Source organism: Tenacibaculum agarivorans (assembly GCF_001936575.1).
GTDB lineage: Bacteria > Bacteroidota > Bacteroidia > Flavobacteriales > Flavobacteriaceae > Polaribacter > Polaribacter agarivorans.
This window is the reverse complement of record NZ_MSMP01000029.1, coordinates 47,941-69,727: the sequence shown is the minus strand read 5'-3', so window position 1 is coordinate 69,727 and position 21,787 is coordinate 47,941. Positions and strand designations below refer to the sequence as shown.

At 29.6% G+C, this 21,787-nt stretch carries 9 protein-coding genes; 4 read left to right on the top strand and 5 right to left on the bottom strand.

All coding sequences use genetic code 11. The features are described from left to right. Positions 1–150: 150 nt before the first annotated feature. From BVC87_RS18095 to BVC87_RS18080, 4 genes are all read right to left on the bottom strand, one after another. On the bottom strand, positions 151–2,568 hold the full coding sequence (locus BVC87_RS18095) for a carboxypeptidase-like regulatory domain-containing protein (protein WP_143569833.1): 2,418 nt from the start codon (positions 2,566–2,568) through the stop codon (positions 151–153). Between the two features lie 220 nt (positions 2,569–2,788). Further along, positions 2,789–13,237, bottom strand: coding sequence for a hypothetical protein (locus BVC87_RS18090; RefSeq protein WP_075343817.1), 10,449 nt, complete (start codon positions 13,235–13,237; stop codon positions 2,789–2,791). Positions 13,238–13,422: 185 nt separating this feature from the next. After that, entirely contained in the window at positions 13,423–15,327 is a 1,905-nt protein-coding gene (locus tag BVC87_RS18085; RefSeq protein WP_075343816.1) for a tetratricopeptide repeat protein, read from the bottom strand. A gap of 207 nt (positions 15,328–15,534) precedes the next feature. Then, positions 15,535–17,193, bottom strand: a complete 1,659-nt coding sequence (locus tag BVC87_RS18080; protein WP_075343815.1) for a tetratricopeptide repeat protein — start codon at positions 17,191–17,193, stop codon at positions 15,535–15,537. A gap of 169 nt (positions 17,194–17,362) precedes the next feature. Here BVC87_RS18080 and BVC87_RS18075 point away from each other — a divergent pair, with 169 nt between their 5' ends. Together BVC87_RS18075 and BVC87_RS18070 are read left to right on the top strand one after the other, a co-directional pair. Continuing rightward, a complete protein-coding gene (locus tag BVC87_RS18075) occupies positions 17,363–18,247 on the top strand; it encodes an alpha/beta hydrolase (RefSeq protein ID WP_075343814.1) in 885 nt (294 codons plus the stop codon). Next, positions 18,244–18,624 carry a VOC family protein gene (locus BVC87_RS18070; protein ID WP_075343813.1) on the top strand — a complete coding sequence of 127 codons (381 nt, stop codon included), beginning with the start codon at positions 18,244–18,246 and terminating at the stop codon, positions 18,622–18,624. The genes BVC87_RS18075 and BVC87_RS18070 overlap by 4 nt, the downstream gene beginning before the upstream one ends. A 62-nt stretch (positions 18,625–18,686) precedes the next feature. Here the strand turns inward: BVC87_RS18070 and BVC87_RS18065 are convergent, their stop codons facing one another. Then, on the bottom strand, positions 18,687–19,370 hold the full coding sequence (locus tag BVC87_RS18065) for a hypothetical protein (protein ID WP_075343812.1): 684 nt from the start codon (positions 19,368–19,370) through the stop codon (positions 18,687–18,689). Between the two features lie 495 nt (positions 19,371–19,865). Between BVC87_RS18065 and BVC87_RS18060 the strand changes: the two genes are divergently transcribed. Next, positions 19,866–21,041: a sensor histidine kinase gene (locus BVC87_RS18060; protein WP_075343811.1), complete on the top strand. Its 1,176-nt coding sequence runs from the start codon at positions 19,866–19,868 to the stop codon at positions 21,039–21,041. A 5-nt stretch (positions 21,042–21,046) separates the two neighbouring features. Further along, positions 21,047–21,646 carry a response regulator transcription factor gene (locus BVC87_RS18055; protein WP_083629595.1) on the top strand — a complete coding sequence of 200 codons (600 nt, stop codon included), beginning with the start codon at positions 21,047–21,049 and terminating at the stop codon, positions 21,644–21,646. The last annotated feature ends 141 nt before the right edge of the window (positions 21,647–21,787 follow it).

Sequence of the window (21,787 nt, the reverse complement as noted above, 5' to 3'; positions counted from 1 at the left end):
AGAACTGACACTCACATTCTTAAACGAGATTCACGTTAAATAGTTTTCTAAAAAATTAACCGTTTCCAAAACCGTACAAGAATATAAAGCAGTAATTGTTTTTAATCGGATAATTTTAAACCATTTTTGACAATAGAGATTACCTATGCTTTAATTACAATTTCCAGCTTGTATATCTGAAATTGACGGATTATTAGCATTATTACAAACATGATAAGATGTACCAATTGATCCATTGACGATCAAATTCGATAGTGCACAAAAGTCTTGTAAATTAACATTTCCTCCATTTCCTTGTCCTGTACATGAACCATAGGTTCCTATTCCCAACCAGTTTACACTAGCTAAATTATCTAAACCGTCTAAAGATGTAAGTGCATTATTATCTCTTATAAATAATGCATCTAAAGTTATTAGATTAACTAAAGCAGATAAATCTGTTAAATTACTATTACTTTCTAATACTAAATAACTTGCTTTTTGTAAATTTTCTAAACCACCTAGAGTATTCAGTACATCATTATTTTTTAAATGTATTCTATCTATTGTGGCGCTATTTGATAAAATTGTATCGATACCGTTTAACGATGAAAACGATTGACAATTTTCAATTTTAAGATCAAAAGACGAGTTAAAACTTGTTAATCCTTCAATATTTTGAAGTGATGTACAATCTTGAACATTAAAATAACCTACCGATTGTACATTATCTAAGCCTGTGAAATTTTGAATCAACGGATTTCTTAGCAAGTAAAAATCATAGTCAACATTCACCAAATTATGTAAACCATTTAATGTAGTTAACCCATCACAATTATAAATGGCTAAGGATTGTACATTTGATATTCCTTGTAATCCATGAAGTGATCTAATGGTATCATCACTCATATAAAAATTACCTGAAACTGATAAGTTTTCCAAACCTGTTAAAGAAGATAACCCTGTGCTTAAAAGGTTAAAATTTTGTACTTGTTGTAAACTTGATAATGGTTGTAAACTACTTAATATTGCTCTTGTACTATTATCTTCATGAATGGTTAAATCTCCTTGGATTTCAGAATACCCAAATAGTCCAAAGAAGTCTAATTCTTGTTGATTTTTAATGGTAACATTTCCTACATAGGTTCCTCCAGTAGTATTTCCACATGAGGATAGAACTCCTAAATCTGTTGTAGTATTTGGGCTTAGATTTAATAGTATTTTATCTGTTATGTTATTGGTATTTAAATCAAAAATAACCATTGCATAACTAGCAGCATTACAATACAGCAAACTTGTGTTTACTGTTCCGTCAGTAATGTACACTGTATTGTTAATATCAAAAGCATTTGAATTTTGATTGTATAGTACCGCATAACCATTGGTCATAGGATTTCCAGAACAATCTATTACGGTTGCTTTTACAGTTGCATTTGACAACTCTGATGATAATGAAGGAATTGTTATTTGTATTGATGTGTCTGAATTATACGGACCTAAAGATTGTGAGTGTATGATTTCTGTAGCACAAGCATCATTTCCATAAACGTCAATAGTTACTGCTTCATTTTTTGGAAATACGCCACATTCTTCTCCAACATCATTTGTATAACCCGCGTAAATTAATTGTCCTGTGCTATTTCTATTGATTTCAAAATAGTGATTCGCAATAGGGTTTGTTTCGTTTACCGTTGTATTTTCATATTGTAAGGTAAAACACATATTGATATCATCTAATGGTACATCACAGTTCCACCAAGTAAAATGAGAAACTTGAGCTATATATTCATTACCTACCTTAGTGGCTGTTCCTTCTTCTCTCCAGTAGCCTACTTCTTCATCAAAATACCATAATGGAATTTCAGTTGGAGCGTTTGGTGTACTCACCGATACTGGGAATTTTAATGTTGCTGGTGATGTTTCAGTAATATTTAATTCCTCTCCACTGGGTGCATATAAATTTACAGCTAGCATTCCATACGTTTCCATTGCTGAGGCTGAACCATTTTCACGTTGTCCAAATAACATTCCAGGCATTTCCGTAAATGTTGATTCTTGATTCGGTTCTACATAATGAACAGAAACGTCAATTTTTCCGTTGTATGGATTACCATTTGAGTCTACAAAATCGCCTCCAAAGCTTACACTTGAACCATTTGATAAAATCACTTCTGATGCGCTTCCTGAAGAAATACTAGCCACTATATTTTTTTCAAGTAAGGTAATTTGTACATCGTTTGTACTATTTGAATTAGGGATTAAAGCTCTACTAGCTTGAATATATCCGTCTTTTGAAGCTTTTATCAAAGCAAAATTTTCGTAGACAGAAGCATTTGTGAAGGTGAAAATTCCGTTATGATCTGTATAGGTACTTTCATTACCGATGGTTATTAGTACATCTTTAATATTTTGACCGTTTGTATTCACAATGCGTCCAAAGAAATTTGAATTACTAGTAGCTCCAAAATTCATTAGTGCAAACTCTTCGTTAGTTATATTTTGATTGCTAGTTTCTATACTAAAATCGTCATCATCTTTACAAGATAATACGAGTATAAAAGCGACTAAAATTAACGAGATTTTTTTCATGTTTTGGGGTTATTTAGTTCTGTACTTTTTGTTTTATGTAAACATCACATTACATCTTCAACAAACATCCTTAGTTTATTTTTAAGTTGTTATTTAAGATGAATTTTGTTTAAAACAGAGATGTTAAATCGAGTGAAATTATTTACAATTAAAAACTAATACCAATTGAAAACTGTCATACAAGAGAATACTGTACTGTTCAATTGGTATTAATTTTAGATTAATCGATACTATTTATAAGTTGTTCTCCTTTTCCTATGTTAGGACTCAAAAGGTTATTGATATCAGAATTTTGAACCTGACCATTCATGTCTATATCTGCCTTATTATATCCAGATAATCCCAGTTGTTGGATTACAGCATTAGTATCAGAGTTTTGAACTTGTCCGTTTTCATCAAAGTCTCCAGCAATCATGGCAAAAATTCCATTACCCATATCAGTAATTGCATTTGAGCCTCCTGAAACAGCAGTGCTACTTGAAGCTAAATCAACAGTTGTTGTAGTTGTTGATAAACTAATAACTGACGAAGTCATAATACTCAAGTGATTTCTGTGTTTAATTACGATATAGTAGTTATCAGAACTTACATCAAAATAAAGAGGAGAACTTCCGTCATCTGTTGTTACAATATCACCATTACGTTGTAGTATTCCAGATTTTCCAGCTATAATCGTATTAGGATTAGTAGCATCTCTCAGCTCAACCCAAACCCAATCTACCATAGAGTTTGCTCCTACATTATCTAGTTTTATAGCATCTGAAATAGTTGCACTGTCCGAATAAGGAGAAGTAGAACCATAAACACCACCAGATACACGTAAATCGTCACGCATTAAGCTTTCTTCTCCAGAATTAGGATTGATAAAGGCTCCTTGTAAGTAGGCTTTTATTGCTACTTGAACACTTCCACAGTGCGTATCACTAAAGTTTGTTGTATCATCAATATCTGACCATCTCGTAGTACTATATTCAGCATCATCTACCAAAATACAATTTAGAGCAGCGTTGTTTTCAGCATTAAAAGATAGAACTAAATTGTTTTTACCATTCTTCAGATTTAGAGAAGATAAGTTATTGTATGAAACATTTATAATTTCAATGCTAGTTGCAGTAGATAAATCTAAATTTGTAATACTGTTTGAATATGCTGATAATGTGAATAAACGAACAGCTCCTGTTACATCTAAACTTGTTAGGTTGTTTTCACCAACATATAATTCAAATATACTAGCAATACTATTCGATACATCTAAACTTGTAAGATTGTTGTTTGATAATCTTACTTCTTCTAAGTCGGTTGTGTTAATAGAAGTTACCGAATTTAAACCACAATTTGTTGCACTTAATTCTTTTAATACTGTATTATTGGCTAAATCTAAACTTGTTAAGTTTGGATTATTACTAAGATTTAAACCAAGTAGGGCAGTGTTAGCCGATACATCTATTGTAGTTAAATCATTTGAAGCAGCTCGTAGTTCATAAAGTAATGGATTATTACTTACATCTACACTAGAAAGACTATTGTTACTAATGTGAGCTGTTTCTAATAAGGTATTTTTAGAAATGTCTATACTCGTCATACCTGAATTATACGAACAACGTAGATCGGTAAGTGCTGTGTTTTTTGATAAGTCTATTGAACTTAAAGACATTGCATCAAGTCTAACAAATTCTAATAAAACTAAATTAGAGATATCAATACTTCCTGCGCTATTGTTTCCAGCATCTAAGTATGTTAAACTCTTGAAATCTTGTATTCCAGTAAAATCGGTAATCGATTGTTTGTTTATAGTTAAAGAAGTAATAGTTTCAATTAAAGCAGTTGGAACTTGTCCATCACCTGAAATATCATCATATCCAAAAGCTTCTAATCGAGCTTCAAAGTTCGAGTCTGGAATAGCAGTATAATTACAATAATCTGTGTCTCTAAAACTTGTTGTATCGTCAATATTCGTCCAATTTGTTGTACTGTAATTTGCATCATCAACCAAAACACAACTTAAAAGTGGATTACCAGTACTATAAAATATTAAAATATTAGTGTTATTGGCGTTCTTAAGATTTAAATAACTTAATTCATTATTTGATAGATTCAATTCTGTTAGTGCAGTATTGTTTGATAAATCTACACTTGTTAGATTGTTATTAGACATTCTCAACTCATACAAAAGAGTATTATTACTTAGATCAATATTCGAAAGACTATTATTACCTACATGTGCTGTTTCTAGTAACGTATTATTTGATACATCTATACTTGTTATTCCTGAATTAAAAGAACAACGTAAATCGACAAGTGCTGTGTTTTTAGAAAGGTCTATTGATGTTAACGACATAGCATCGAGTCTAACAAATTCTAGTAAAACTAGATTTGTGATATCAATACTTCCAGCGTTATTATTTCCTACATCTAAACTAGTTAATCCAACAAAATTTTCTATTCCTGTGAAATCTGTAATAGATAAATTCTTTACATCAAGAGTAGTAATTCCTTCAATTAATGCTGTAGGAACCTGACCATCTGCAGAGATATCATCATAACCTAAACTTTCTAAAGCCGATTCAAAATTCGCATCTGGGATTGCAGTGTAACGACAATAGTTATTTGTAAAACTAGCAGTTCCATCAATATCTGTCCAATTTGTTGTACTATACGTAGCATTGTCAACAACAATACAAGTTAAGTTAGGGTTATTTTCAGCTCTAAACGTAGTAACATTTGTGTTGTTTCCGTTTTTCACATTTAGGTAACTTAAATTCGTTTCATGTGCATATAAATTTTTCAAAACTATTTGCTTACTTAAATCTAAAGAGGCTATACCTGTATCATTCACACGTAATGTTTCAATATTTGGATTATTGCTTAAATCCAATTCAGTAATATTTGTATTATCAACACGAAGTACTCGTAACTCAGGATTGTTAGAGAAATCAACAGTACTAATTTGTGTACCATAACATTCTAAAGTTTCTAAATCAGGATGAACACTAAAATCTAAAGCAGCAATATTGGTAGCATACGCTTTAAATTCGACTAGTTTTGTGTTATTACTGATATCTAAACTAGTTAAACCACCATTACCGTTCAGTAATAACTTTCGTAATAAAGTATTATTTGTAAGATCTAATGAAGTTAAATTACTTCCAGCTAAATTTAAAATCTCTAAATCAGTATTGTTAGATAAATCAATTGAAGTTAAAGAGTTACCATCTGAAGTTAATGTTTTTAGCAGTGTGTTTTGAGTTACATCTAAAGCAGTAAGGTTATTTACTCTACAGTTTAGAGAAGTTAAAGCTACAAAATCTTCAATTCCAGTTAAATCGCTGATTCCTTTATTTGGCAGTGCTAAACTTGTTACGACTTCAATTAAATACGTTGGAACTTGTCCGTCACCAGAAATATCATCATAACCTAAAGCTTCTAATTCAGCTTCGAAATTTGCATCAGGAATTTGTGTATAACTACAGCCTGTATTGCTAAAATTAGCAGTATCATCAATACCTAGCCAATTCGTTGTACTGTAAGTAGCATCATCAACGTTAATACATGTTAAGTTTATATTACCTGTAGCGATGAAATTAGTAACATTCGTATTGTTTCCATTCTTTACATTTAAAGAAGTTAAGTTATTATCGTTAACAGTAATTGAAACTAATTTTGTTTGATTACTAAGATCTAAATCTGTAATTGAATTGTCTTGACACCAGAAAGATGTAAGCGCTGTGTTATTAGTAACATCAATTACTGTTAAACTGTTACTACCACAACGTAAATCCAATAAAGCAGTGTTTAAAGAAATATCTAAACTTTTAAGGTTATTATTGTTACACTCTAAATAGGTTAATGCTGTGTTTTTTGAAACATCTAATGCAGATAAATCATTAAAAGAACAAACTAATATATCTAAATTTGGACTGTTACTTATGTTTAAGGCTGTAAGAGGAGTGAACTTTGTAATTACTGAAGTTACATTTGTATTGTTTGATAAATCTAAATTTGTAAATGTGTTTCCAGCACAGTTTAACGTTTTTAAGGCTTTGAAATCTTCAATTCCCGTAATATCAGCAATAGCTTTTGATACTATAGTTAAGTCTTCAACAACTTCTATTAATACTGTTGGTACTTGTCCGTCACCAGAAATATCATCGTAACCTAAAGCTTCTAAAGCAGCTTCAAAATTCGCATCTGGAATTGATGTGTAATCGCAATATGTAGTACTAAATACAAGTCCAGTAGGAATATCGGTCCAATTCGTGGTACTATAGCTAGCATCATCAACAATAGCACAACTTAAACTAGAATTGTTTTCTATTCTAAACGTAAGAACATTGCTGTTATTACCATTTTTTACATTCAAATAATTTAAACTAGTATCATGTGCCCATAATTTTTCTAAAGATGTTAATTTACTCAAATCTAAAGTTTGAATACCTGTATCGTTAACACGTAAAGTTTCAATATTGATATTGTTAGTTAAATCAATTTCTGTGATATTAGTTTCGTCAACTCGTAATGAAGTTAAATTTGGATTGTTTGATAAATCTATACTAGCAATTGGAGACTTATAAACTTCTAATAATCGAAGGTCAGAATTAAGACTAAGATCTAATGTTGCAATACTAGTATTAGTAGTATATAATTTTTGTAGTTGCGTATTATTACTAATATCTAACGTAGTTAATCCGCTATTTCCTTGAACGAATAAATCTCTCAAATTTACATTTTTAGATACATCAACTGACGTAAATAAATTTGTTCCAAGATTTAAAATTCTTAATGCTACATTTTTTGATACATCAATTGTAGTTAAATTATTAGTATTAACGGTTAATGTTTCTAGTAGGATATTGTTACTAACATCTAATGAAGTAAAATTATTACCTCTAGCATTTAAGGTAACTAATGTAGTAAAATCTTCAATTCCGGTTAAATCGCTAATTCCAATATCATTAAGATTTAAACTAGTAACTACTTCGATTAATTTAGTAGGTACTTGTCCATCTCCAGAAATATCATCATAACCTAAAGCTTCTAATTCTGCTTCAAATGTTGCGTCCGGAATACTAGTATATTCACAATAGGTATCACTAAAACCAGCTGTATTATCAATATTGGTCCAATTTGTTGTACTCCAAGTAGCATCATCAACTCTAATACAAGTTAATGAAGGATTTCCTGCAGCCTTAAAATTACCATTAGACATATTTGTGTTGTTCCCATTTTGAAGATTTAAATATGTAAGATTATTATTGTCACATTCTAATCTTTCTAAAGCAGGGTTGTTTGATACATCTAAAGAAGTGAAATTGTTATCAGTAATTCTTAATTGTCTTAACGCTGATAAATTAGAAACATCAATAGCATTAAAATTCACACGTTCAATAATAACAATTTCTAACAATGGATTTTGTGAAACATCTAGACCTGTTAATCCTGTATCTTGAAAATATAGATACTTTAAATTTGGATTATTACTAGTATTGATTGTTGTCAAATTTGAGTTTCCTCTAAGTGTTATATTTTCTAATAAAGGATTGTTAGTAATGTCTATTGATGTAAGTAAATTGTTTCTGATATTGATGAAACTTAAATCAGGGCTCTGACTCAAATCAATAGTTGTTAGTTGATTATATCGAGCTTCTATAGAAATTAACTTCGAAATTGATCCTAAATTTAAATTCGAAATAGTATTATAATCAAAGTTTAAATTTTGAAGGTTCACATTACTACTCAAATTTAAACTAGTTAATACATTGGTTTCTACATTTAAATCTGTAAGAGCAGTGAAATCTTGAATTCCTGTTAAATCAGCAATATTTTGGTTGCTGACATCTAATGTTGTTACCGATTCAATTAAACTAGTTGGTACTTGTCCGTCGTTAGCAATATCATCATAACCTAAATTATTTAAAGCAGCTTCAAAATTGGCATCTGTGATAGTTGTATATTCACAATACGTGTTACTGAAACTTGTAGTTACATCAATATTAGTCCAGTTGGTGTTACTATAACTAGGATCGTCTACAAGAATACAAGTCAAGTTAGGATTCCCTTTAGTATTAAAAGCTCCTGTTAAAATATTTGTATTATTCCCATTCTGTACATTTAACTTTTCTAAAACTCCATTTTGACCATAAAATGATAGTAATGAAGTTTGATTTGATAAATCTAATTCTGTAATGCTTGTTTCCCAAGTACGTAATGATTGTAGTATTGTGTTTGTGGTAAGATCTAAAGATGTTAATAATGTATTATTCAGCCATAAGTGAGTTAATCCAGTGTTTGTAGAAACATCGATTGTGGCAATATTTGTGTTTTGTAACTGAGCTACTCTTAAAACTGTATTTTGACTTAAGTCTATTGATGTGATACCTGTGTTAAAAGCTTCTAAGTAATCTAGTTGAGTTAGGTTAGTAATATCTAAACTTGAGATGTTAGTTCCGTTACATTCTAATCTTGTAATTAAATTATTATTAGAAAAATCTAGAGAAGATATCGGATTGTTACCTAAATTGATGCTTTTTAAACTCGTATTTTGTGAAATGTCAATAGAAGTTATTTGATTATCTAAAGCATTAATAGTTTCTAAAGCTGTGTTGTTAGACACATCAACAGTTGTTAAATTGTTATCTGCACAGTTCAAAGTTACCAAAGATGTAAAATCTTCTATTCCTGTTAAGTCAACAATGTTTTTATTGCTAACATCTAAGCTAGTTACAACTTCAATTAAAGCTGTTGGTACTTTGCCATCGTTAACAATATCATCATAACCAAGAGTATTTAATTCTGCTTCAAAATTAGCGTCAGGAATTTGTGTGTACAAACAATATCCTGATTGATTGAAGGTGGTCAAAGGATCTACATCTGTCCAGTTTGTAGTACTATATGTAACATCATCTACTTTAATGCAAGGAACAGGTGTTCCAACAGTTTCAAAAGTTTTGATATTAGTATTTGTACCATTTTGAATATTTAAACCTGTTAATGTGGTAATATTTTCAGCATAAATAAATTCTAATGCAGTATTGCTGGATAGGTTTAACTCAACTAAACTAGTTTTATCAATTTCTAAAATTTCTAACTTTGAGTTCGAAGTTAAATCAAGTGAAGTTACAGGTGTGTTTTCTAAATCTAACCAACGTAAGTTTGTATTATCACTTGTATTTAAACTAGTCAATCCACAATTTGTACAGCCAAAACGATCTAAAGCTGAAAGCTTAGAAATATCTATAGAAGTTCCAGAGTATTGTATTCTAAGATCTTCTAATAAAGGGTTGTTAGTTAAGTTGATAGCGCCAATATTAGCATTGCTAGTTACCCAAACTAGTTTTAAAGCTGTATTATTTGAAAGATTTAGATTTGTAAGGTCATTTCCATTTGCTTTTAATTCTTCAAGAGCTTTAAAATCTTCTATTCCTGTTAAATCTGTAATATTTTGACCGGCTAGTTGTAGTTCTGTAACTACTTCAATTAAGTCTGTTGGAACTTGACCATCATTAGCAATATCATCATAACCTAAAGCATTTAATCTAGCTTCAAAATTGGTATCAGGAATTTGGGTGTATCTACAACCATAAGTAGTGAAATACATTCCAGAATCGATATTGGTCCAGTTGGTTGTACTATATGATGCATCATCTACATTGATACATGATAATCCCGGATTGTTAGTAATATTGAATGTATTAACGTTTATATTATTTCCATTTTGGACATTTAAAGAAGTTAAATTAGTATCGTGTGCCCATAAATTAATTAGTGCAGGTTGATTACTCAAATCTAAAGTCGTAATACCCGTATCATTTATACGTAAAGTTTCAAGTTTAGTATTATTACTCAAATCTAATGCTGTAACATTAGTTTCATCTACACGTAATGATCTTAATTCATCATTATTAGAAAGATCAATAGAGGTTAGCGATGATTTATAAGCTGAAAATATTCTTAGTTCTGTATGAATACTTAAATCTAAGGATGAGATACCAGAAGAATAAGTGTATAATTCTCTTAATTCGACGTTGTTACTTAAGTCTAAACTGGTTAATTTACCATTTCCTTGTACATATAGATCTCTTAAAGCTAAATTGTTCGATACGTCTAATGTTGAAATACCATTGCTCCCTATCGCTAAATTTTTTAATGCTGTATTATTTGATACGTCTATAGAGGAAATATTATTACTATTGACAAATAATGTTTCTAATAAGGTATTTTCACTTACATCTAAAGATGTAAAATTATTACCATTAGCATTTAAAGTTTTTAAAGTAGTAAAATCTTCTATTCCTGTTAAATCATTGATCCCTAACTCAGTAAGTCCTAAACTGGTCACAACTTCAATTAATCGAGTAGGTACTTGTCCGTCACCTGAAACATCATCATAACCTAATTCTTCTAATCGAGCTTCGAAAGTAGAGTCTGGAATTTGAGTATATCGACAACCATCATTACTAAAAACCATTCCTGTGTTAATGTTAGTCCAATTTGTTGTGCTATAAGAAATATCATCTACATTAATACAGAATAATCCACTATTTGATCTTGCATCAAACAATGTCATATTAGTATTATTCCCATTTTTCACATTTAGAGATGTCAAATTATTGTTTCTTGCATCTAGTTGAACCAGTTTCGTAGTTGTACTAAGATCTAATGATGATAGGTTATTGTTATAAACTATGGCTATCTCTAAATTAGGATTTGAGCTAAAATCTAAACTAGTAATCGAATTAAAGTTACAAGTTAATTCTCTAAGTAGTGGATTATTGCTAAGATCTATAACTGCTATATCATCATTAGCAGATACATCTAATACTTCTAATAAAGGATTATTTGTAACATCAATTTCATCCAATCTACCACTGCTACTTGTTAGAGATTTTAATTGAGTATTGTTTGAAACATCTAATGTTTCAAAAGGATTGGTTTTACAATTTAAAACTTCTAAAGCAGTAAAATCTTCAATTCCTGTCATATCAGAAATTGTACTATGAGAAACATCTAATGAAGTTACAATTTCAATCATATCCGTTGGTACTTGTCCATCATCAGAAATATCGTCATATCCTAAAGCTTCTAATCGAGCTTCAAAATTTGCATCTGGTATAGCTGTATAAGTTGCTTGATTTATGGTTACTGTTCCTAAATCTAACTCACAAGAACCATTATTAAATCTTGCTTTTAAATCATAAGTACCTATACCTAAATTGGTGATATCACTTGTTCCTAAATCATCATTAAATATATAAGGATAAGTTACTCCGCCATCTACACTAAATTGAATTTCTGTTCTGGTAGCTTCATCAGAAAAATTAAGTGTTATAGTTGCATTGTTTTGACCAATAAACGCCCCGGTAGTTCCTGTAATAGAAGCTGTTGGTGTTACTGCACTTGCTAAAGGAACAAAGTGAATTGCTCCTGAATTACTAGGGAAATGATCTCTAGGTTGTCCTACAATCATATTTGGATATGAAACCGAAAGGGCATTATTTGAAAAATATCCTACTGAATCTCCTGTGATTACTTTTGAAAACTGAGTCCAGTTATTCGTTCCATCATCTTTAAAAATATATACTGCATCTGAGTTTGGTTCACCAGAATCACCTCGAGCTCCAACATACAGATATCCATTCTCTAAAGCGACTGCTGAACCAAAACGTTGATCGGTAAAGCTATCTTTATCCGAATTTTGAATCATGACTCTGTTGGTGTCTAAATAGTCACCGTTACTATCAGCTTTGTAAACAAATACCCTTCCTTGATCAGCTTCAGGAGTAACACTATTTTCATAGTTTAAAGCACCAATAACTAAATAATCGCCTTCTACACTTAAACTACAACCAAAAAACTCAGTTGATTCTGTTCCTCTTAATCGGTGAGTACGTGTCCAAGTTCCATCATTGGCTTGATCCCAAATTTGTACACTACCTGAATGAGCATTACCTACGGAAGAATAATCTCTAGCACCACCCACATAAGCGCGACCGTCTTTAACCAAGGCAGCATATCCAAAGCGGGCTCCTGAATAATTAGATTGAACTTGAGGTTCTAGTTTAGTTTCTGAATACGTAAATGTATTTGTTCCGTCATTTTCATATAAATAGGCACACCCTCCTACACATCCATCTCTAGAACCAATTAAAATTAAATTCCCTTCTATAGAAACTGATTCTCCAAATCGATCACCAGAACTTCCATCACTCGGTTCAAAAACAGCAACTTCTGTCCAGGTATCAACACCGTTATATTCAAATAAATAAGCCGCTCCTGTATCGACTGCCGAAACATTAGTTTGAGAACGAGCTCCAACAATTAAATAATTACCTTCAATAGCAACAGAAGATCCAAAATTATCACCAGCAAAGCCATCGCTAGCTTTTAAAATTGTCTGTTGTGTCCAGTTACCAGATCCATCGTTAATAAAAACATAGACTTTACCTTCAGCAGCTTCATTACTTCTAGAACTTGCTACAGCAATATTTCCATCTATAGCCACACGTTCTCCAAATTCATGTTGGGCAGTTGCATCACTTGCTTTAATTTTTGTACCACCAACTGTGGTTGTGGTAAATGTTCCTGTTAATTTAGTTTCGTCTAGTGTACAAGAGTTTTGACTATACGCTAAAAACGAAAATATGGTAAGTACTAAAAGTATTTTTTTCTTCATCCTTATTAAAGAGATTTACATTAAACACGATGCAATACTATTTCATTTTTGAGTTTTTAAAAAGAAATTGCAGGATGCAGAAAAGGGTGCAAAAACTATAAAAAATTGAAAATCAATATTTTAAATTTAGTTTTTGAGCCCCCTGTCTCTATTTTTAGAATAAAAAAATGTAGTAAAATAGACGTTTATAGAGAACGTATGTATTGATCTAAAGAATCTTCAGTATTAAGATTTAATTTCTTTTTTAATCGATATCGGGTAGATTTAATAGCATATAAACTTGTCTTTCTCATATTAGCAACTTCAGCTCTAGAAAGTCCAATTTTGATAAAAGAACATATTTCAATATCAGTTTTGGTTAATTTAGGATGTTTAGCTTTTAATGTTTTTAAAAACTCATAGTTTAAAGTTTCAATATTTTTTTTAAGAACTAATATTTTTGAATCTTCTAATTTGTCTGCTTTTAAATCGGCTATAATACTTGTAAGTGTAACACCTTCCTCTTCATGAGACAGTTTTGCTAAATTTTCAGCTAATTTTTCTTTAGAGCGGAGATGAGTTATAGTTTCCGTTAACAATTCATTTACTTCTTCTTTTTTAGTCGTAACTTCAGTATTTAGATCTACTATTTCTTTAGTTAAGGCTCTTCTCTTTCGTTTTGCTTTTTTCCAGAATACGTAAAAAATCATGAATGCAATTAAAAGAACAATGAGTAAAACAGCTACGATTACTCTCCTTTTATATTTTTCAATTTGTTTATCTTTTTCTAACAGTTCTATTTCTGTTTTCTTTTTGAAAATTTCTTGATCCTTACGTTCGGTTTCAAATTTAGATTGATAGTATAAAAAGGTATTGTCTTTTATCAGTTTATTATTGGCTTCTTCTAATTGCAAGTAGGTATTTAAATGTTCAAAAGCCTTTTTATATTGGCCTGTAGCTCCATAAACTTTAGCAATTTCTTTTTCTGCTTTTTTTACGGTTTCTTCCTGTCCTTCTTGTCCTTTAAGTGTAAGTACTTTTTTAAATGCGTTTTCTGCCTTAGCATAATCTTTCTTTTGACTATAAACTTTACCTTGATATTCATAGTTCATTCTTTGGAAAAAATCTGGTGCACTTGTTTTTTTAACCCAACCTTTTGCTTCTTCTAGATACTTTTCGGCTAGAGTTACATTATCTAAGTCTAAATTGTAATCAATATTTAAATTAGCGAGAAACAATTTAGATAATACTTTTTGCTGTTTGTTCTGTATACTATCTGCATAAACTGTTGTTGAGTCTATGTATTTTTTTACATCGTCATAGTTTTTAACTTTTTGGCTAATTTTAGCTAAATTTCCATAAGCATAATATAAAGATGCGTAATCTTTAATTTCTTTAGCATTAGCTAAAACTCGTTTACGTTCAGCGATAGCTTTTTCAAGAAAACCATTTTTAGAGTAAATACCAGCTAATTCTGCAAGAGTGAAGTTTTTATAGAAATCATCTTTTAGTTCATCGTATAATTTATAAGCTTCTTCATAATTGGTAACAGCATTTAAAAAATCATTTAGATCATTATAAACTTGTGCAGCAAAGAAACGGGCATCTGCAGCATTAATTAAACCTTTATTTTCTTCAATAAATATATCTCCAGAGCGTTTATAATCTGTTATCGCTTTTTCATATTGATCCGTATTATAATAATAACTAGCTCTTTTTAATAATAAATGAGCTTCTGTAGTTGGATCTTTAAATAGAGGTAAATATTCCAACATTTTATCAGTATAGTATTTTGTGGAATCTAGTTGAGATGTATTCGTATAATATTGAATTAAAAAACGAGATTTATTAGCTAGTAAATCATATTCTTTTAAATCTTTGGCTATGGAAATATATTCTTTTAGAAATTTTACTTTTCTATCAGAGTTTTCATTGACTGTTTTTTTTGTCAGTTCATCTAGAATTTCAAATCGAGCTTTTTTATCTGTAGTATTTTGTAATTTTTGTGATAAGTCTTCTATTGAATTTTGCGAGAAAACTTGAGTGAAAAACACTAAAAAGAAGATTGATAATACAAATTGTTTGCTCGTTTTTAGATTGTTAAAATTCATCTTGAGGGTTATATATGATGTAAATAATATTAATGACTAAATTTAGAATAGTTTTTGATTTTGCTTTTGTAGTAAACTACAATAAGATTCCTAACTTAAAAATAGAAAACCTATTGAGAAAGTCAAAAAATGAATAGATGAACTTTAATTTTAAGTTAGGAAATAGTGAGAATAATATCAAAATAGGAATAAATTTTCAATTTTAATTTAAAGAGATTTAATATATTGATCTAGAGAGTCATTAGAATTAAGGTTTAGTTTCTTTTTTAATCGATATCGAGTAGATTTAATAGCATACAAGCTGGTCTTTCTCAAATTAGCAACTTCAGCTCTAGAAAGTCCAATTTTTATAAAGGAACATATTTCAATATCAGTTTTTGTTAATGTAGGATGTTGAGTTTTTAATGTTTTTAAAAACTCGTAATTTAAAGTCTCGATATTTTTTTTCAGTACTATAATTTTAGAGTCTCCTAATTTTTCAGCTTTTAAGTCTGCTATAATCCCCTTTAGTGTTACACCTTCTTCATTATGAGATAACTTTGCCAAATTGTCTGCTAGTTTTTCTTTAGTACGTAAATGAACCAGAGTTTCAGTTAAGAGATCATTCACTTCTTCCTTTTTTGTGGTAACTTCTGTATTTAAATTAGATATTTTTTCAGATAATTGAGCTTCTCTAATTTTATTTTTTTTCTGAGTTGTTAAATATAAACGGTACCCGTAATATAAAATACCAATACTTACAATAGTAATAATTATAAGTATAGCAATGTACAGTTGCTTTTTTGTTTTTTGGCCTTCAGCTTGCAATTCAATTCTTTTTTTCTCTTCAGTATGAATTATACTATCTTTAATTCGTTCTTTTTCGAAAGAATAAGCCATTTCTAACTCTGTAAATTTCTTCGCATTTTTTACAATATTAATCTCGTTCTGAATTTCATTATGTTTTTGTAAATCATCAAAAGCAAGGTCATATTTGCCCATGCTCTTATAAATATCACTTCTAATTTTATAAGCTATATCAAGTCGATTAGTCATTTTAATTTTAGTTGCTAAATCAATTGCTTCTCTGGTATGAAATAATGCTTTTTTGTGTTCTTTTAATCCAAAATATGTCCTAGCTAGATTAGTATTTGTAACTATGATAGATAAGTTTTTGCGAATACTTTTAGCATATGCTAAATAGTTTAATTGTAATGGAAGGGCTTCTTCATATCTTTTATGTTCAGAAAGCAAATAAGCTTTTTTTCCGTAAATGCCTTGTAAAATTTCTTCAGCCCCATGAAGCTTAGCGTAATAAATACCTTTATCAAAATAATAATAAGCAGAGTCTGTTTGATTAATTTTAGAATAACATCTTGCTATATTACCGTAATTTCTACCTACTAACTTGTAATTTTTATTTAATGTATTAATTGCAATTGCCTTTTTAAAATTCACAATGGATTTTTCACACTCACCCTTATATTTATAGAGCATTGCAATATTTCCATAGTTTATTCCAAGATTCAAAGAATCATTTGTTTCTATGATAATTTTTTGAGCTGCTAAATAGTCTTTTAATGCTCCTGAAAAATCTGAAGCTCTTCTTTTATATACTCCTGATTGAATTAGTAATATTTTTTTTTGGTATTTGTAATTGTACTTCGCATGTTTAAAAATCTCTCGAACTTGTTTGTGGTAAATAGGAAGTTGATTCGGGTCTCTGTTTTTTTGATAAGTTCCTAATTTTAAAAGGTAACTTACTTTTAATGAGTCGTTCTGAGCATTCTTGATATTGTTTTTATAATTAACAATGGTTGAATCTGAATCTTGAGAGAAAGTAACCAAGAAAGAAAAAAAGAGTAAAAAACAGATGATTTTCTGCATGTATTGAGGGAATAATTTAATGCTTCAAAATTAAATGAATTATACTAAAATAAAAAGTCTTGCTTGACAGCCATATTTTAGTAATTTTAATAATCAAGTTTGTAAGATCTATATAGGCGCAGAATTTAAAGAATAGATAGAAAAACTGTAGATAAAAATATGAAATAGTATGAAACAGAGTTTAACGTTCTATATGACACTTTGGGTAATAAAATTTAAGGGTATAAAGAAAAAGTTTAGTCAAGATCCTATAGATTTCATAGCAATTCGAAAAGAAGATGTTTTTCAACCTAAAGGATTGTTTTTTAAAAAACATATAACTCAGCAATTTCAAATAGCAAAGACTTTAATTACTGAAGTTAGTTGCAAAGGTAATCCGAAAAAACTACTTCTGTTTATCCATGGAGGTGCTTTTATTTCTGGACCAGCGCAACATCATTGGGATACGATTAAAACAATTGCAAAAAAGACTGATTACACTATTTGGATGTGTAATTATCCAAAAGCTCCAGAACATAAAATAGAAGAAATATCTAAAAATATAGATGCAGTTTATAGTAAGGCATTAGAGCAATTCACCTCTGATAATGTGATCTTAATTGGTGATTCAGTAGGAGGGACTTTAGCTATATCTCTAATACAACGATTAATTGTAGAAAAGAAACCATTACCTCTAAAAACAATATTGATTTCACCAGTTATGGATGCTTCAATGTCAAACATAGAAATTGATACATTAGATATTATAGATCCAATGTTATCTAAAACAGGCATTTTAAGTGCTAAAAAAATGTGTGCTGGTAGTATCTCATTACAAAATGAAATCATTTCTCCATTGTATGGAAGTTTTGAGGAATTTCCAGAAACGATTTTATTTTTATCAGAAAATGATATTATGTATCCTGATCAAAAATTAGCAGTTGAAAAATTCATACAAGCGGGTGTTCATCCTAAAGTAATTTTAGGAGAAAACATGCCACACATTTGGCCATTATTACCAGTTATGAAAGAAGCCAAAATTGCACTACATCAACTTATAAAACTACTAGTATGAACTTAAATCAAATCACAGTACCTTCATTAGATTTAACAAAGTCAATTCCTTTTTATGAAAAATTAGGATTGCGACTCATAGTTGAAGCATTACCACATTATGCTAGATTTGAATGTCCTGATGGTGATGCTACTTTTTCTATTCACCAAACTAAAGAATTACCTAAAGGAGATGGAGTTTATGTATATTTTGAATGTGAAAACCTTGATGAACAAGTTGAACAACTTAAAAAATCAGGGGTTAAGTTTGAGCAAGAACCCGTAGATCAAAGTTGGTTGTGGAGAGAAGCAAGATTAAAAGATCTAGATGGAAACCAAATTATATTATTCTATGGAGGAAAAAATAGAAAAGATCCACCATGGCGAGTAGATAAGTAAAATTTTTAATATTGAAATTTTCCATTGCTTGTCTTCAATCGACAACTATTCTAAATCTATAATCAAAATAGTTTTTTGAGGTAGGATATAGTTTGTCCTTTAACTAACCAAGAAACAGCAAAAGGAATTATAGCTATCGTTTCGAAGATGAATACATCATATTTTGTGAGTGAAAAAGTAGTATTGAATATAAATTCTATACTGAAGAATAGCAGTAATATCCCTGCTGCAATAAAAGTAATCAATCCAGAAGTACGATACAATTTATGATACGAAGTGTCACTGCCTCTAGTAAATTTATATCGAGACATCCAGCCCATACTGACAATAAATATACCTGCACTTACTAAATGAATAGTATTTGATGTGGGATCATCATGTCCTAATAAAGGAAAATTGTCAATGCCGCATAAACTGTCTATAAAATCACTTTCACTTCCAGCGCATCGTGTAGGTATAAATACAACAAGCAATGCAGCTAATCCACCAATATTAGTAATAAGATCATCACTTAACTTCTCTGTAGCTTTATCAATCTTGTAGCCTTTATAAGAAATTAAAAATAAAGCAAAACAGGAAAGAATAATAATGAATACAATAGAAGGTAGAGGTTTATAATAGTAATGACTAATTGAAGATAAAAGCTCTTTTCCAGTTAGAGGTAAAAGAATTGGGAGTAATAAACCTAAAATACCAATAAGCTTTCTAATTCTATAATCCGAGTGTTGTAATTCTTGTTTTTTCATTTGAAAAAAATGTTTAAGACGAATTCGAGTTAAGTTTTTTTGAAGTACTGTTCTAGTAAGATCAATTCACTACAGTTTTACTTAAAGATAAATCAGGGTTATATACTGTAATGATTTATAAATTTCTTATATCGAAATCACGTTATTAGAGATAATAAATAACAAAGGGATTATGATTACCTTAATTTAATACTTTTTTATGAAAATAAAAAACGAGTTAACTTCCTGTGGGTTTAACATTTTGTGCGTATTAAAAATTGACAGTATTTTATTTTAAATATAAAATATGCATATAAATTTTTACCATAATGTTTTACCCTGTTTTCAGGGGTGTTTTTATGATTTTACCTTTCTAGTTTTGTACCAAGTTTTAAAGCGTAACTAATTCTTAGAATCAACCTACTTGTGAGTGGTTTGATATAAACACGCAGCGAAAATTATAACTATATAAAAAGGTGAAATCTAAAAAGAATTATTACTAAACAGTGTATGAATATGAAAAAGCTATCATTGTTTTTAACCAATGCTAATCATATTAATTTTCGTTCTCAACTTATCAATATTGTTCTTATTATAGGAGTTTTAGCTAGTTTAACATCTGCGATTATAAACGTAATTGCGGATGTAGATATTGAAGTACATATTTTAAACATATTAGTTGGATTGGTATACAGTATTTGTTATTACCATGCTCGTTTTAAAAACAGATACGAGCAAGTTTCAATTGTAATTGTTGTATTTACAATAGGGATTATTGATGTTCTTTGGTTTCAATCTGGTGGACTTAAGGGAGCGATGTTATTATATGTACTTGTTAGTACAGCTAGCTTTATCATTTTTATTGAAAAAAAGTATTTACGGTTTTTTATAGCTTTTGCTTTAATAAATACAATTAGTTTACTTCTTCTAGAACGATTTACAACCTGGGTTACCCCTTATTCTAGTGATTCTATACGATTTTTAGATGTTTCTTTAAGTTTTGTTATTGTATTATGCTTATTTGTACTACTCATTCGTTGGTTAGTAAATCAATATGAATTCCAAAGAAAAAGATCAGAAGAAAAAACAGAACGAATTGAATTTCTTCTAAAAGAATTAAATCACAGAGTAAAAAATAACTTACAGTTGATTTCAAGTTTAATCGGATTACAAGTGAGTAGATTAGAAGATCAAACAGCTATAGATGCTTTGAATACAGGAAAAGACAGGATTATGGCCATGGGGAAAATTCATACATTATTGTACCAAAATAATTCTAATGAAACTATTAATTTTCAAAAATATCTCGAAGATATTGTCTCTGGATTAATCTTTAAATACACTAGCGAAACTGAAATTGATTATGAATTAATTATTGAAGAAAAACAGTTAAGCTCAAATGAAGCGTTATATCTTGGTTTAATTATTAATGAAGCTATAACCAATGCAATGAAGTATGCTTTTGAAGGAATTAAAGACCCTAAAATTTTTATTGATTTTCGATCAAATGCATATCAAATAAAAAAACTTACAATTCGTGATAATGGAGTTGGTATTATTGATTCACAAAAGAATTATAAAGGTTTAGGTTCAAAAATTATAGCACTTTTAACAGAACAAATAAACGGGAAATTAGAAATACAAAGTGAAAACGGAGTGATGTATCAATTAACCTATAGTTATGAAAATTAATTTATATGAATAAGATTCAAAGTATGACTACATTTATTGTTGAAGATCAACTCATAGTATCGGAAGAAATTAAGGAGGTTATGGAAGACCTTGAATACAAAGTTATCGGTTCTTCCAAAAGCTGGAAAATAGCCTTTAAAGAAATCAACCACTTAAGACCAGATATTTTATTGTTAGATATTATGCTTAATGATGAAAAAGATGGTATTGCTTTAGCTAAAGAAATACGTAAAATCTACACCCCATATATTTTCTTTCTTACGGCTTATGCTGATAAAAAGACAATTAAAAGAGCTCAAGAAGTGCAACCCAATGGATATATAGTAAAACCTATACATCAAAAATCATTATTTGCAGCACTAGAAATGGGAATTGATTCAGAAAATCTTAATGCTGATATTAATGAAGCTAAAAATCTTTTTTCAGCAAGAGAAATTGAGGTTATCAATTACATTTCTAAAGGGTTAACAGAAGATCAAATTGGAGAAAAGTTATTCATTTCTAATCATACTGTTAAGAGTCATAAAAAAAATATTTTTAAAAAATCAAATGTGTCGAGTGTAGTTGAATTAACAGTTTTCGCTTTTAAAAACCAATTGATTTAACGTAAATCTCAAGTATACTTTTCTGAAAATTCTATTGATTTTACAGGAGATTGAGTTTATCGAAATCAAAAGTAAAATTGTACTAAGCGATAGTCGAAGCGCAAAATTATTTTTCATTGTATTACAAATAACTTCACTCGT